General features: G+C 40.2%; 13 protein-coding genes. 12 read left to right on the top strand and 1 reads right to left on the bottom strand.

Annotated features, from left to right (window positions below):
- Positions 1–21 precede the first annotated feature (21 nt).
- From QM419_RS08140 to QM419_RS08105, 8 genes are all read left to right on the top strand, one after another.
- On the top strand, positions 22–717 hold the full coding sequence (locus tag QM419_RS08140) for an AzlC family ABC transporter permease (RefSeq protein ID WP_414278442.1): 696 nt from the start codon (positions 22–24) through the stop codon (positions 715–717).
- Positions 707–1,030, top strand: coding sequence for an AzlD domain-containing protein (locus QM419_RS08135; protein WP_414278441.1), 324 nt, complete (start codon positions 707–709; stop codon positions 1,028–1,030). The genes QM419_RS08140 and QM419_RS08135 overlap by 11 nt, the downstream gene beginning before the upstream one ends.
- Positions 1,031–1,132: 102 nt before the next feature.
- Entirely contained in the window at positions 1,133–1,975 is an 843-nt protein-coding gene (locus QM419_RS08130; RefSeq protein WP_414278440.1) for an amino acid ABC transporter substrate-binding protein, read from the top strand.
- Positions 1,976–2,112: 137 nt separating this feature from the next.
- Positions 2,113–4,479 carry a hypothetical protein gene (locus QM419_RS08125; protein WP_414278439.1) on the top strand — a complete coding sequence of 789 codons (2,367 nt, stop codon included), beginning with the start codon at positions 2,113–2,115 and terminating at the stop codon, positions 4,477–4,479.
- Positions 4,480–4,665: 186 nt separating this feature from the next.
- Positions 4,666–5,520: a MetQ/NlpA family ABC transporter substrate-binding protein gene (locus QM419_RS08120; protein ID WP_016466399.1), complete on the top strand. Its 855-nt coding sequence runs from the start codon at positions 4,666–4,668 to the stop codon at positions 5,518–5,520.
- Between the two features lie 122 nt (positions 5,521–5,642).
- Positions 5,643–7,016, top strand: a complete 1,374-nt coding sequence (locus tag QM419_RS08115; protein WP_414278438.1) for a M20 family metallopeptidase — start codon at positions 5,643–5,645, stop codon at positions 7,014–7,016.
- Positions 7,009–8,070: a methionine ABC transporter ATP-binding protein gene (locus tag QM419_RS08110; protein ID WP_223339651.1), complete on the top strand. Its 1,062-nt coding sequence runs from the start codon at positions 7,009–7,011 to the stop codon at positions 8,068–8,070. The genes QM419_RS08115 and QM419_RS08110 overlap by 8 nt, the downstream gene beginning before the upstream one ends.
- A 1-nt stretch (position 8,071) precedes the next feature.
- Positions 8,072–8,764, top strand: a complete 693-nt coding sequence (locus QM419_RS08105; protein WP_414278437.1) for a methionine ABC transporter permease — start codon at positions 8,072–8,074, stop codon at positions 8,762–8,764.
- Positions 8,765–8,794: 30 nt separating this feature from the next.
- On the opposite strand, the gene QM419_RS08100 is transcribed toward QM419_RS08105, so the two are convergent.
- Entirely contained in the window at positions 8,795–9,364 is a 570-nt protein-coding gene (locus QM419_RS08100; protein WP_414278436.1) for an MptD family putative ECF transporter S component, read from the bottom strand.
- 131 nt (positions 9,365–9,495) lie between these two features.
- Between QM419_RS08100 and QM419_RS08095 the strand changes: the two genes are divergently transcribed.
- The 4 genes from QM419_RS08095 to QM419_RS08080 all read left to right on the top strand — a co-directional run.
- Positions 9,496–10,347 (top strand): Rgg/GadR/MutR family transcriptional regulator, encoded by an 852-nt coding sequence (locus tag QM419_RS08095; RefSeq protein ID WP_414278435.1) that lies wholly within the window; start codon positions 9,496–9,498, stop codon positions 10,345–10,347.
- A gap of 184 nt (positions 10,348–10,531) precedes the next feature.
- Positions 10,532–11,779 (top strand): transporter, encoded by a 1,248-nt coding sequence (locus QM419_RS08090; protein WP_414278434.1) that lies wholly within the window; start codon positions 10,532–10,534, stop codon positions 11,777–11,779.
- Between the two features lie 80 nt (positions 11,780–11,859).
- Complete coding sequence (gene hisS / locus QM419_RS08085; protein WP_414272784.1) at positions 11,860–13,140, top strand: histidine--tRNA ligase; 1,281 nt, start codon at positions 11,860–11,862, stop codon at positions 13,138–13,140.
- Positions 13,141–13,334: 194 nt separating this feature from the next.
- Positions 13,335–14,611, top strand: a 1,277-nt coding sequence (locus tag QM419_RS08080; protein WP_414278433.1) for an Ig-like domain-containing protein, incomplete at its 3' end; no start/stop codon positions are given.

Raw genomic sequence — 14,611 nt, 5'->3', positions numbered from 1 at the left:
TAATGAATAGTGAGGAGGTTTATGAAAGAAAAAGGATTTTGGGAGGGTGTACAAGCAGCTGTACCGACGGCTTTAGGTTATATCAGCATTGGTCTTGCTTGTGGCATTATCGGTTCCCCTTATGTAACCCCTGTAGAGATGGGCTTGATGAGCCTCTTTGTCTATGCTGGGAGCGCCCAGTTTGCCATGATAGCCTTGATAGCAGTTCAAGCACCTGTGGCAGCCATTGCTATGACGGTCTTTTTGATTAATCTGCGTCTCTTCTTGCTGAGTTTGCATGCGTCGACCTATTTCCGTCATACGAGCTTATGGCATAATATCGGAATGTCCAGTCTCTTGACCGATGAGACTTACGGGGTCTTGATGGGAGAGTTGGTTCATACGGATAAGGTCAACCCTATGTGGATGCATGGGAACAATCTTAATAGCTATGTAGCCTGGTTTGTTGGGACAGTAGTTGGGACAACCCTTGGTGGCCTTTTGCCAAATCCGGAAGTTTTTGGTCTAGATTTTGCCCTAGTGGGAATGTTTATCGGGATTTTCACTTCCCAGTTTCAGATTATGCAAAAACGGATTTCCTTACGCAATCTCTTCATCATTCTTGGAGTTGTTACTGTTTCCTTTTTTGTACTCTTGACAGTAGTATCTCAGTCGCTAGCTGTCCTGTTTGCGACCTTGCTAGGTTGTACCATGGGGGTGATTTTGGATGGTCGGTAAGTATATTTTAATGGCAATCGTCTTTTCTGGCTTGGTGACTTGGATTCCGAGAATGATTCCTTTCATCCTTGCTAAGTACAAGGGGTTGCCGCCCATTGTCGAACGCTTTTTGAAATTTCTCCCAGTTTCTATTATCTTCGCCTTGATTCTTTCAAGTGTAGTGACAGGAAAAATTGGAAGCTTCCCACAGATAAAGTGGTTAGACTTTCTAGCAGTTTTCCCAACAGCCTTTGTGGCCTTTCGTTACCGCAATCTGGTGGGGACAGTTCTCTTTGGGGTGTTTTTGATAGCAGTCCTACGTTTGGTCTTTTAATCAGCCATAAAGAAAACCTATCACAAATATAGAAATCATATAATGGCGCAATCTCATTTTTTCTGTTAAGATTAGACTGTATTTTATTTTGGAGGAATTATCATGAAAAAAATCGTTAAATATTCATCACTTGCTGCCCTAGGACTTATTGCCGCAGGTGTATTAGCAGCTTGCTCAGGTGGTGAAAAGAAAGATGCTGCAACTAGTGAAGCAACATCTGGTAAGAAAGAAATTATCGTTGCAACCAACGCTTCACCAAAACCATTTAATTATGAAGAAAATGGTGAGTTGACTGGTTACGAAATCGAAGTTGTTCGTGCTATCTTTAAAGACTCTGACAAATATGATGTCAAGTTTGAAAAGACAGAATGGTCAGGTGTCTTTGCAGGTCTTGACGCAGATCGATACCAAATGGCGGTTAACAACATCAGCTACACTAAAGAACGTGCAGAAAAATATCTTTATGCAGCACCAACTGCTAAAAACCCTAACGTTCTTGTAGTTAAGAAAGATGACAACAGCATCAAATCTCTCGATGATATCGGTGGAAAATCTACTGAAGTCGTTCAAGGAACAACATCCGCTAAACAATTGGAAGAATACAACAAACAACACACAGATAACCCAACTGTCCTTAACTATACAAAAGCTGACTTCCAACAAATTATGGGACGTTTGAGCGACGGACAATTCGACTACAAGATTTTTGACAAGATCGGTGTAGAAACAGTTATCAAAAACCAAGGTTTAGATAATTTGAAAGTTATCGAACTCCCAAGCGACCAACAACCTTACGTTTACCCACTTCTTGCAAAAGGTCAAGATGAGTTGAAATCATTTGTTGACAAACGCATCCAAGAACTATACAAAGACGGAACTCTTGAAAAATTATCTCAACAATTCTTTGGTGGTTCATATCTTCCAGCAGAAGCTGACATTAAATAGTAAAAATTACCTCTGTTAGTGACAGGGGTATTTTTATGTAAGCACATTCAAAAAAGCGGCTGGACTACCTCATATTCTTTGACAAAGGCCGTCGGAATGGTTTATAATATTAAATAATACATTTAAAGGAGATTGTTATGAAACATAAAAAGTTTCTATCCTCATTTACATTAGCTGCGGCTTTGTTAGCAGCGGGTGCAATGAATCATGAGGTTCAAGCTAATGAAAAGCCAGTAGATGGCAAGGAAAGAGCTGTTGCACAGTCATCATCTGAAAAACAGATTACAGATGCGCAAAAAGAAGTTAAGAAAGCTCAAGCGTCTGTAGATGAAAAAGCTTCAAAAGAAGCGGAGGCTAAAAAGGACTTAGCCAAGGCTGATAAAAAGGTTGCTGACACCAAAGAAGCTATTAATATTGCTAAAAATGCTGATGCTATCATCGAAGAGGAATCAAAAGTAGCATCTGAGAAGAGTGCTGAAAAAACAGAAGCTGACAAAGCTTTGGCAAATGCTGAATCTACAGCAACAGCATCTAAATCTGCAGAAACTGCAGCTAAAGAAGCTAGCCAATCTGCCAATGAAAAGCGTGATGCTAAAGCGGCAGAGGTAAAAGCTAAACAAGCTGAACTCGATGGCATGACTGATGAAAGTCTTAAAAATCAAATCTTTAATGCAGAAAACGAGGTTAAAAAAGCCGATCAGTCTATTCAAGAACAAACTAAGGCAGCAAGTGAAGTAGCGAATAAGATAGCAGATAAACAAAAGGAACTTGACAATTACAAACCAACAGTTTTGAAAAAAGTCTTGAATCCAGAAGAACAAGGCCGTAAAGCTCCAGCATCTGAGGATGGTTATGACTATAACAAACAATATCGTCCTAAAGACGCCTCAGGTAATCCTTTGATGGAAAATGTTGCCTTCCAAGGTGTTCGTGAAGTTGAAGTGGAAGCAACTGACGAAATGAAACGCTTCACTAAGGCGCTGGCTGATTATAATGCAAACCCATATGATGAAGTCAACCATAAATATAAAGCTAGACCAACCTTTAAGTTTGTTGTGGATAATCGCAAATTGACAGAAGCTTTCATTGAAGTAGCAAATGAACTCCGTCGCGCTAATGGTGTTACACAAGATTTAGCTCTAGATGAAGCCTACATCAAACATGCAGAAGAACGTTCAAATGAAATGGCTACCACTGGAGTTTTAAGCCATGATACCAAGTTCTCACACCCAGATGGAGAAGATGTTCGTGTAGAAAATATTGGAATGAAATATCTAATTCCTGGATCCGATGGTGGACCAAACTTTGTGGAAGTTAAAAATGGTCAAACGATTTATAATTACGATAAGATTATGAGTTATAAACAGTTTGCTTATGAATCCCTTTTAGCTTGGTACGCAGACTTTAATAACATAAAAGGAATCGACTACGGACACCGCAGAGCCCTTCTTACACCTGTTGGAGGGAAAGTAGGAGTTGCCCAAGGAACGATTGAAGGAAAAAATCCTAATAACATTTATTATACATATACAAGTAATGCCTATTCACCTGAAACTGTGGAGGAATACAGTTCTAATTTCCATGCCTTTAATGAAGTTGATAAATTGCATCCAACCTTCTATGGCAAACGTATGAAGTTCTTGCCTGAGCATCACTTTGTATACGTTGAAAAAACAGTTATTGACAAATCTGCTGACATTAAGGCTGAACTTGCATCATTGCAAGCAGAAAAAGCTGATAAAGATGTTAAAAAAGTAGCTGCTGAAAATAAAAAAGCTGACTTGTTAGTAGCTTTGAATAAATTAAATAAACAAGCCAATAATTTATCAAGTTCTCGTGAACAAGTTAAAAAAGACTTGGAACAAGCGAAATCTGATTTGGCAACCTTGACTGCTGATGCACAAGCGAAATCTGAATTAGTTGCTACGAAATCACAAGAAGCAACTAAAGCAAGTCAAAATCTAAAAGCCTTGCAAGCCAAGGTAGCAGAATTGGCTGCAGCTATTAAAAATGCAGAAGAAAAACGCGATAAAGCAAAAGCCTTGAAAGGTCAAGCATCAGACTTGGAAACAACCTTGAAGCAAGCAGAAACTGATAAAGCAAATGCACAGAAAGTTAGTGATCAAGCAGAGGCTGAATTGAAATTGGCTCAAGCAGCCCTAGCGGAAGCTAAAGCGAAACTACAAGCTTTATTAGATGTACTTGAAGCTGAAAATATGCTAAGAGTTGGTGAAAAAGACGGAATTATTATCGGTCTACCAAAAAATGCTCCAGTTCAAGATCAACTTCCAGAATTTGATCTTCGTACACTTGCGCAACCAGCTGATAAACCTCAAAGTGTCAAAGCTAATAAACTTGCTGACAAATCTTCTACTAAAGCATTGCCAAATACAGGAACAAACTCAAGCTTAGATGGACAAACGACTCTGTTTGGAGTTTACGGTTTACTAGCGAGCCTCGGTTTAGCTGGTATTGCAACACGACGCAGAAGACAAGGTAAATAATTTTTAAGAGCTATCTAGTAATCAGCTAGATGGCTTTTTATGTAGAATGATAGATGTGAGGATAGGCCAAATGGTAGCTTAATAGGTATAGTTTCAAACTATATGTCTGCCTATCTAATAACAATTTGCTAAATCAAATAAAGTATGAGATACTATTACGGTATTATTTTTAAAGGAGAAAGAATCATGAAAATCAAAAAATGGTTAAGCGTAGCAGCGATCGCTACAGTAGCAGGCCTTACACTTGCAGCTTGCGGAAATTCAGACAAGAAAGCGGACAATACAACTACAGTTAAAATTGCAACTGTTAACCGTAGCGGTTCAGAAGAAGCGCGTTGGGATAAAGTCCAAGAATTGGTTGAAAAAGACGGAATTAAATTGGAATTCACAGAGTTTACAGACTACTCACAACCAAACAAAGCAACTGCTGATGGTGAAGTAGACTTGAACGCTTTCCAACACTACAACTTCTTGAACAACTGGAACAAAGAAAACGGTAAAGACCTTGTAGCGATTGCAGATACTTATATCTCACCAATCCGCCTTTACTCAGGTAAAAACGGTGAAGAAAACAAGTATACTAAAGTGGAAGAAATCCCAAATAACGGTGAAATTGCAATTCCAAACGATGCTACTAACGAAAGCCGTGCCCTTTACCTTCTTCAATCAGCAGGTTTGATTAAATTGGATGTTTCAGGAACTGAACTTGCTACCATCGCAAACATCAAAGAAAATCCAAAGAACTTGAAAATCACTGAGTTGGACGCTAGCCAAACAGCTCGTTCATTGACTTCAGTTGATGCAGCAGTTGTAAACAACACTTTTGTTACAGAAGCAAAATTGGACTACAAGAAAGCACTCTTTAAAGAGCAAGCTGACGAAAACTCAAAACAATGGTACAACATCATCGTTGCGAAAAAAGATTGGGAATCATCACCTAAAGCTGATGCAATCAAGAAAATTATCGCAGCTTACCACACTGACGAAGTGAAAAAGGTCATCGAAGAAACTTCAGACGGCTTGGATCAACCAGTTTGGTAATAAACACAGGGAGGTGGGAGAGATTTTTTCCACCTCTTGCTTTTATATAGAGACTAAAGAAAAGGAACATCCACTTGTATTGATTCCAAAGGTACAAGTCCTAGTAGAAAGGTAGAGAGAAAATGGTTTTTCCTAGCCAAGAAGAACAAATTGAAAAGTTTGAAAAGGATCATGTAGCGCAGCATTACTTTGAAGTTTTGCGGACCTTGATTTCTAAAAAATCAGTCTTTGCCCAACAAGTTGGCCTGAAAGAGGTGGCTCGTTATCTAGGCGAAATCTTCAAGCGCGTAGGTGCAGAGGTCGAGATTGACGAGAGCTATACAGCACCTTTTGTCATGGCGAATTTCAAAAGTTCACGTCCAGATGCCAAGACTATCATTTTCTACAACCATTATGACACAGTACCAGCAGATGGTGATCAAGTTTGGACAGAGGATCCTTTTACACTCTCTGTGCGTGATGGCATTATGTATGGACGCGGGGTTGATGATGACAAGGGGCATATCACTGCTCGACTCAGTGCGCTGAGAAAATACATGCAAGATCACGATGATCTTCCAGTCAATATCAGCTTCATCATGGAAGGGGCAGAGGAATCTGCCTCTATGGACTTGGATAAATATTTAGAAAAACATGCGGACAAACTTCGTGGTGCAGATTTATTGGTCTGGGAACAAGGGACAAAGAATGCCTTGGAACAGTTAGAAATCTCTGGTGGGAACAAGGGGATTGTAACCTTTGATGCCAAGGTTAAGAGTGCCGATGTGGATATTCACTCTAGCTATGGCGGTATTGTGGAGTCAGCCCCTTGGTATCTCATTCAAGCCTTGACTAGCCTTCGTGATGCCGATGGTCGTATCTTGGTGGAGGGTTTGTATGATGATGTGCAGGAGCCTAATGAACGTGAGTTAGCCTTGGTTGAAACCTATGCTCAACGCAATCCAGAGGAAATTAGCCAGATTTATGGTTTAGAATTACCACTTTTACAAGAGGAACGTACAGCCTTTCTCAAACGGTTCTTCTTTGAACCAGCACTCAATATCGAAGGAATTCAGTCAGGCTATCAAGGTCAAGGAGTTAAAACAATTCTGCCAGCAGAAGCTAGCGCTAAACTAGAAGTTCGTTTGGTTCCTGGCTTAGAACCACATGATGTTTTGGAGAAAATCCGGAAACAACTAGACAAAAACGGTTTTGATAAGGTAGAATTGTACTATACCTTGGGTGAGATGAGTTATCGAAGCGATATGAGTGCACCATCTATTCTCAATGTTATTGAGCTGGCCAAGAAATTCTATCCACAGGGCGTATCTGTCTTACCAACAACGGCTGGGACGGGTCCTATGCATACGGTATTCGATGCCTTAGAAGTACCTATGGTTGCCTTTGGTCTAGGAAATGCTAATAGCCGAGACCATGGTGGAGATGAAAATGTGCGAATCACCGATTATTACACCCATATTGAATTAGTAGAGGAGCTGATTAGAAGCTATGAGTAGAGATATTATCAAATTAGATCAGATCGATGTGACTTTTCACCAAAAGAAAAGAACCATCACAGCGGTCAAGGATGTGACCATTCACATCCAAGAAGGGGATATCTACGGAATCGTTGGATATTCTGGAGCAGGGAAATCAACCCTAGTTCGTGTTATTAACCTCTTGCAAAAACCATCTGCAGGTCGAATTACTGTAGATAATGATGTAATTTTTGATGGCAAGGTTACCTTAACTGCTGAGCAATTACGCCATAAACGTCAAGATATCGGGATGATTTTCCAACACTTTAACCTAATGAGCCAGAAAACAGCAGAGGAAAACGTAGCCTTTGCCCTCAAACACTCTGGGCTCAGCAAGGAAGAAAAGAAGGCTAAAGTAGCTAAGTTGTTGGATTTGGTTGGTCTTGCAGATCGTGCCGAAAACTATCCTTCACAACTATCTGGAGGTCAAAAACAACGTGTGGCTATTGCGCGTGCCTTGGCCAATGATCCAAAAATCTTGATTTCAGACGAGTCAACTTCAGCTCTTGATCCAAAGACAACGAAACAAATCTTGTCACTCTTGCAAGAATTGAACCGTAAACTAGGTTTGACCATTGTCCTGATTACACACGAGATGCAGATTGTCAAAGACATTGCTAACCGTGTAGCAGTGATGCAGGATGGTCGTCTGATTGAAGAGGGTAGCGTTCTTGAAATCTTCTCAGATCCTAAGCAACCATTGACCCAGGACTTTATCTCAACGGCGACAGGTATCGATGAAGCTATGGTCAAGATTGAGAAACAAGAAATCGTGGAGCACTTATCTGAAAATAGCATTTTGGTACAACTCAAGTATGCAGGCGCTTCTACAGATGAACCACTTCTGAATGAATTGTATAAGCACTACCAAGTAACAGCCAATATTCTCTATGGAAACATTGAAATTCTTGACGGCACTCCTGTGGGTGAGCTTGTGGTTGTCTTGTCAGGGGAAAAAGAAGCCTTGGCAAGCGCTCAAGATGCTATCCGTCAGGCTGGTGTGCAACTAAAAGTATTGAAGGGAGGACAGTGAGATGGCAGACTTGATTCAAACATATTTACCAAACGTCTACAAGATGGGTTGGTCTGGTCAAGCTGGCTGGGGAACAGCAATCTACTTGACCCTTTATATGACGGTTCTTTCCTTTATCATCGGAGGTTTCTTAGGGTTGGTTGCAGGGCTTTTCCTTGTCCTGACAGCTCCAGGTGGTGTCTTGGAAAATAAAGTTGTTTTCTGGATTTTGGACAAGATTACCTCTATCTTCCGTGCGGTGCCATTTATCATTCTCTTGGCTGTCTTGTCACCCTTCTCTCATCTAATCGTAGGAACAAGTATTGGACCAAATGCGGCTATTGTACCCCTATCTTTTGCAGTCTTTGCCTTTTTTGCCCGTCAAGTACAGGTGGTATTGGCAGAGCTTGACGGAGGTGTTATCGAGGCAGCTCAAGCCAGTGGAGCTACATTCTGGGACATCGTAGGGGTTTACCTATCAGAAGGTCTACCAGACTTGATCCGTGTGACAACTGTGACCTTGATCTCACTAGTCGGTGAAACAGCTATGGCGGGAGCGGTCGGAGCAGGTGGTATCGGTAACGTAGCTATCGCTTATGGATTTAACCGTTTCAATCATGATGTGACAGTCCTTGCGACGCTCATCATTATCTTGATTATCTTTACAATTCAATTCTTGGGAGACTTCTTGACCAAGAAATTAAGTCATAAATAAAAAAAGAGCCTTCTAGCTCTTTTTTATTATCTAACTTTTATGTGTCAACTTCTTACAAAGTGCTTGTCCAATCAGGGCACCAAGTAAAGCGCCGATGAGAACACTTGTGATAAAGAGGAGGATATTAGCAGGATTCGGTGCAACCATGATGCGATCGATATAGTCCTGAGATTTTCCACGAGCGACTAGAGTTGCGATATAGGCTTGAGGGGTCAACCACATGAGTAGGATGGGACCAGTAGTACCAAAAGCAAAAACTAGGAAGGAAAGAAGGTTCTTGACCTTGTCTTTGTAGTGACCTAGGTGAGCGATGCCGTCTGCTCCAAGACCACAGATAATTCCTGGGAGAAAGGCTCCAGCACCATGCTTGCTCCCGAGGAAAAAGAGAGAAATCACAAGCCCAATCGTTGTAATTGCTCCGAAACGAGGTACTTTTGCTAAAAGGATCATATAGACGCTACCACCCACTAGGGCAGCAAAAGCAGGGGCGTAAAACATATTTCCAGTGTGGTCGACAAGGCTTCCTAGTAAAACTCCCACTCCGATACAGAGAAAGTAAACAAGGGCAGCTACAAGGGTCGTCAAGATATTCTTTTTCATAAATTCTCCTTCGTATATCTGATGGTATTCATTGTATCATGCCTGTGGCAGATTGTAAATGCTAGTTTGGAACTAGTATTTATTAGGAAATGTGGTAAAATAGGAAAAAATAAAAGATGAGTGGTAAGAGGATGAAGAATTTAGGAAAAGTTTTTAAAGAGCTACGAGAATCAAGAAAAATTTCCTTGAGAAAAGCAACAGGTGGACGCTTTTCAGCATCCTTATTGTCGCGTTTTGAAAATGGTCAGAGTGAAATATCTGCTCAAAAGTTATTTGCTGCTTTAGAGAATATCCATGCTAACGTAGAAGAACTCTTATTTTTAGCGAGAGACTTTCACCACGATGCTAATTCTGAATTCAGAAATCAACTGTTTAAAGCTGTAAACCCAAAAGATTTAACATCTTTGCATACCCTCTATCAGAGAGAATACCAAAAAATCCCTTTTTCAAAGGATAAACAAGAACATATTCTCAATGCTATTTTGATAAAATCCTATATGAAAGCTATTGATGAGACGATTACATTGACCTCTGAGGAAGAAAGAGTTCTACATGATTATCTATTTTCTGTTGAAATTTGGGGACTCTATGAACTTTCGTTCTTTTCTTCCTGCTCTCCTCTTTTATCAGTCCAGCTTTTGACAAAGTATACTCGGGAAATGTTGCGGAAGTCAGATTTTTTGCAAGGAGTTGGGAAAAATCGAAACATGATGCACACCTTGCTCCTCAATGGCTTTATGACCTGTATTGAAGCTGATGATTTTACCAACGCCCTCTATTTCAAAAAACAAATTGAAAAGAACTTCTTTGAAGAAAATGAAACCTATTTTCGAATAGTCTACCTATGGGCAGAAGGTTTGCTTGATAGTAAACAAGGAAGAGTGGAGGATGGGCAGAGAAAAATGGAGGATGCTGTCCGTATTTTCGAGATGATTGGTTGTAGCAAATCTGCAGATTATTATAGAAGCGCCATAGAGTGTTAAATATTTGCAACTGGATAAATTAAATTGAAACGATAGGACTGTGAAGATACTTATTAGTATTAGCAAGTTCTATCGTTTTCGTTATGAGTTTAGTTTGTTGCATATATTCAAAAAAATTTTCTCAAAGGATTCTTGATGCTATACTAGAACTACCATAAAAGTAGTATGTGAGAAAGGAATCTATATGAAACTATTACTAAGAAATCAAGCTTATCGAATCTTGAGTTTATCACGATTTTTCAATGCCTTTGGAGCTTCGATTTTTAATTTAGTATTTGTGGTCTATGCCTCGACTTTACCAGAGGCTTCTGTTGCCGTTGCCGTGGCGAATGTTGTGATTATGCTTCCGGCCCTTTTTACGGTTTTTGTGGGAATTCGGGCTGATTACACGAGGGACAAGGTCAAATGGATGACCTATGTCGGTTTATTTCAGGCAATTTTATTTTTTCTGGTAGCCCTAGTTGTTCAGCAAGCTAGTTTCTTTGCCTTTTCGACCCTTTGCCTCATCAATGTCATTAGTGATGTAGCCAGTGATTTTGCTGGGGGCTTGCGAATGCCTCTCGTTAAAGAAAAAGTAGCAGAGTCAGATCTGATGGAGGCCTATTCCTTTTCTCAGTTTATTACCTATATTTCTGCTATTGGTGGCCAAGCTTTCGGTGTTTGGCTATTAGGGGTATCGACGCAGAACTTTTCGCTCGTAGCAGGAATCAATGCCATATTTTTCCTAGTGTCAGCTCTCATTCTCTTTTTAGGAAGGGCTGAATTAAGCTTATCAACTCCACTTGTTGACAGTAAATCACTGAAAAATGAGAAGCTTTCTATCAAAGAGCAGTTCCTAACAATTTACCGAAATTTACGTCTTGTTTTTCTTCAAAGTGGACAGAAAAACTTTGGTTTTATGCTCTTTGCTATCTTGCTTATCAATGCTTTGGGTGGTGCCTTAGGTGGTATCTATAACATCTTCCTTTTAAATCATTCCTTACTGAATTTTTCCTACAAGGATGCATTGTTTATCTTACAATTGATTACCTTATTAGCAGTTATCATCAGTAGTCTTACGGGAAATGACTATTTTGGGAAGCAATCTTTGCCTAAATTGATGATGTGGGTTACATTAGGAGCTAGTCTAGTTGGTCTATCTAATTTGTTAAACCAAGTCTTGCTTGGGATGCTTTTCGTCTTTTTTACCATGTATATCTCTGGTAAAATTTCCCCTAAAATTAGTGCTTTGCTCATGAAAAATCTTGCTCCAGAGGTTCTCTCTCGTACCAGTAATTTTTTAGGTTTGTTGTTTACTCTATCTATACCAGTGGGGACGGCCTGTTTTTCACTGGTGGCGGTATGGGATATACAGTTGACTTGGATACTTTTCGTAGGTCTTTCTCTGATAGCTATTCTTCTGACAAGTCTCAATCTCAAAAATGAAATTTAGGTGTTCGTCTTCTTTTCAGACTGTCCCAATCCTTTCATTTATGGTAAAATAGGACTATTAAGTTAGAAAGAGGATTCCCTATGAAATTACAAAAACCAAAAGGAACGCAGGATATCTTACCTGCTGAGTCTGCCAAGTGGCAGTACGTTGAAGGCTTTGCGCGTGAAATCTTCAAACGCTACAACTACGCAGAAGTACGTACCCCTATTTTTGAGCACTACGAAGTCATCAGTCGTTCTGTTGGAGACACAACTGATATCGTAACCAAGGAAATGTACGATTTTTACGACAAGGGAGACCGTCATATTACCCTCCGTCCAGAAGGAACTGCTCCAGTCGTTCGTTCTTATGTGGAAAATAAACTCTTCGCACCAGAAGTGCAAAAGCCAAGTAAGTTCTACTACATGGGTCCAATGTTCCGCTATGAGCGTCCACAAGCAGGTCGCTTGCGTCAATTCCACCAGATTGGTGTGGAGTGTTTTGGCTCTAGCAATCCAGCTACTGATGTGGAAACGATCGCTATGGCAGCCCACTTCTTGAAAGCAATCGGTGTTCAGGGTGTCAAACTGCATCTAAATACTCTTGGAAATCCTGAAAGTCGTGCAGCCTACCGTCAAGCCTTGATTGACTACTTGACACCTATGAAAGATAGCTTGTCTAAGGATAGTCAACGTCGTTTGGAAGAAAATCCTCTTCGTGTCTTGGACTCTAAGGAAAAAGAAGACAAGGCAGCTGTGGAGAATGCACCATCTATCTTGGATTACCTTGACGAAGAAAGCCAAGCCCACTTTGATGCTGTGCGTCAGATGCTGGAAAATCTTGGAGTAGACTATATCATCGATACCAACATGGTGCGTGGTTTGGACTACTACAACCACACGATTTTTGAGTTTATCACTGAAATCGAGGGTAATGAATTAACAGTCTGCGCAGGTGGTCGCTATGATGGCTTGATTGCTTACTTTGGTGGTCCTGAGACTGCTGGTTTTGGGTTTGGACTTGGTGTAGAACGTCTCCTTTTAGTTCTTGAAAAGCAAGGTGTGGCCCTACCTATCGAAAACGCCCTAGATGTTTATATTGCTGTCCTTGGTGAAGGAGCAAATATCAAGGCTTTAGAGTTGGTACAAGCTCTTCGTCAACAAGGTTTCAAGGCAGAACGAGATTACCTTAACCGCAAACTCAAAGCTCAGTTTAAGTCGGCTGATATCTTTAGAGCTAAGACACTTATCACTCTAGGAGAGAGTGAAGTCGAAAGCGGTCAAGTGCAGGTCAAGAACAACCAAACTCGAGAAGAAGTAGAAGTTTCTCTTGAAGCTATTAGTAAAAATTTCTCAGAAGTCTTTGAAAAATTAGGCTCTTAATAGTAAAGTAATGAACCAGGGTTTTATTCCTGGTTTTTATTTAATAAAAAATCCGACCATTGAAGACTATTTTTATATAAAAAGTTGGGAAAACTGAACATTTTTGGAAGGAAAAGTGGAATATTATAATAAATAGCTTGTAAACGAATTCAAAAAATGCTATGATATATTTGATTAATCAAAAGGAGTCAACCATGAATTATTTTAAAAAGAACACGATGCGCGTGTTTGCATTTTTGGGTATAATCGTGTTATCTTTGACGGTACTGACAACAGTATTTGCAGCTGATGTTACAGACTATACCAATAAAACATCAATCACTGTTGATGGTCAACCATTGACATCGGACACTCAAATCGGAACAGGTAAAGTTTTGGAAGCAACCAATACCATTTCTTTCCCTGATACTCAACAAATTAACGAAGGCGATGTACTGGTACTTGACCTTCCTAAAGAATTGGGCTTGATCACCAAGCTAGAATTTCCAATTACCCATAGCAGTGGTGAAGTAATTGGGAATGCTGTGACAGATCCAAGCACTCAAAAAGTAACGATTACTTTTACAGATTATTTCTCTAAGAATTACAAGGATAAGGTAATGTCTTTGAAATATTCTGTTCGTCCAAACGTAACCAACTTACCAGAATCAGGTAACTATACTTTCCAATTCGGGACAGAAAAATATACCCTCAATTACAATAAAACAGACGGTGAAGCTGGTGACTATGAAATGAAATATGGTTACCAAGATTCAGAAAATCCTAACCGCATCAAGTGGCGTGTTGTTTTGAACGCTGTTCAGGATAAATTGAACAACATGGTCATCAAGGATGACTTTAGCGATAGTGGACAAGTATTGGTAGAAAGCTCTTTCCGTGCAGTTCGTTATGCGACTCAACCAGAAAAAATTCCAAATGAAGCAGCACTTCTTAAATTGGAACCAATCGATAACTTTAGCAAAAAAGCTGAATTCACTCGAAATGCGGATGGTAAAATCACAGGATTCACCATTAACTTTGGTGACAACTGGAATTGGGCGATGTACATTGAGTACACAACAGAGTTGACTTCGGAACTTCCAAAAGATACTCAAGTTGCCAATGTTTTGGAATGGACAGCAAGCAACTTCGAAAAGCGTACTCCAATTAAGGCCTTGACCCGTTTAGAAACAGGTTCAGGTGAGGGTAGTGGAGATAAGACTACTACAACTACAACTACGACCACAACAACCACAACGACAACTTCTACAACTACAACGACAGAAGAACCAACGACAACTTCTACAACTACAACGACAGAAGAACCAACGACAACTTCTACAACTACAACGACAGAAGGTCCAACGACAACTTCTACAACTACAACGACAGAAGGTCCAGCGACAACTTCTACAACTACAACAACAGAAGAACCGGCGACAACTTCTACAACTACAACGACAGAAGGTCCAGCGACAACTTCTACAACTAC

It is taken from the genome of Streptococcus infantis (genome assembly GCF_047464715.1).
Lineage (GTDB): Bacteria > Bacillota > Bacilli > Lactobacillales > Streptococcaceae > Streptococcus > Streptococcus infantis_S.
The sequence above is the reverse complement of the archived record's forward strand: the minus strand, read 5'-3'. Positions and strand labels throughout refer to the sequence as shown.

Coding starts and splice junctions, on each gene's coding strand:
- QM419_RS08140 (WP_414278442.1), top strand. CDS start 22: ATGAAAGAAAAAGGATTTTGGGAGGGTGTACAAGCAGCTGTACCGACG.
- QM419_RS08135 (WP_414278441.1), top strand. CDS start 707: ATGGTCGGTAAGTATATTTTAATGGCAATCGTCTTTTCTGGCTTGGTG.
- QM419_RS08130 (WP_414278440.1), top strand. CDS start 1,133: ATGAAAAAAATCGTTAAATATTCATCACTTGCTGCCCTAGGACTTATT.
- QM419_RS08125 (WP_414278439.1), top strand. CDS start 2,113: ATGAAACATAAAAAGTTTCTATCCTCATTTACATTAGCTGCGGCTTTG.
- QM419_RS08120 (WP_016466399.1), top strand. CDS start 4,666: ATGAAAATCAAAAAATGGTTAAGCGTAGCAGCGATCGCTACAGTAGCA.
- QM419_RS08115 (WP_414278438.1), top strand. CDS start 5,643: ATGGTTTTTCCTAGCCAAGAAGAACAAATTGAAAAGTTTGAAAAGGAT.
- QM419_RS08110 (WP_223339651.1), top strand. CDS start 7,009: ATGAGTAGAGATATTATCAAATTAGATCAGATCGATGTGACTTTTCAC.
- QM419_RS08105 (WP_414278437.1), top strand. CDS start 8,072: ATGGCAGACTTGATTCAAACATATTTACCAAACGTCTACAAGATGGGT.
- QM419_RS08100 (WP_414278436.1), bottom strand. CDS start 9,364: ATGAAAAAGAATATCTTGACGACCCTTGTAGCTGCCCTTGTTTACTTT.
- QM419_RS08095 (WP_414278435.1), top strand. CDS start 9,496: ATGAAGAATTTAGGAAAAGTTTTTAAAGAGCTACGAGAATCAAGAAAA.
- QM419_RS08090 (WP_414278434.1), top strand. CDS start 10,532: ATGAAACTATTACTAAGAAATCAAGCTTATCGAATCTTGAGTTTATCA.
- hisS (WP_414272784.1), top strand. CDS start 11,860: ATGAAATTACAAAAACCAAAAGGAACGCAGGATATCTTACCTGCTGAG.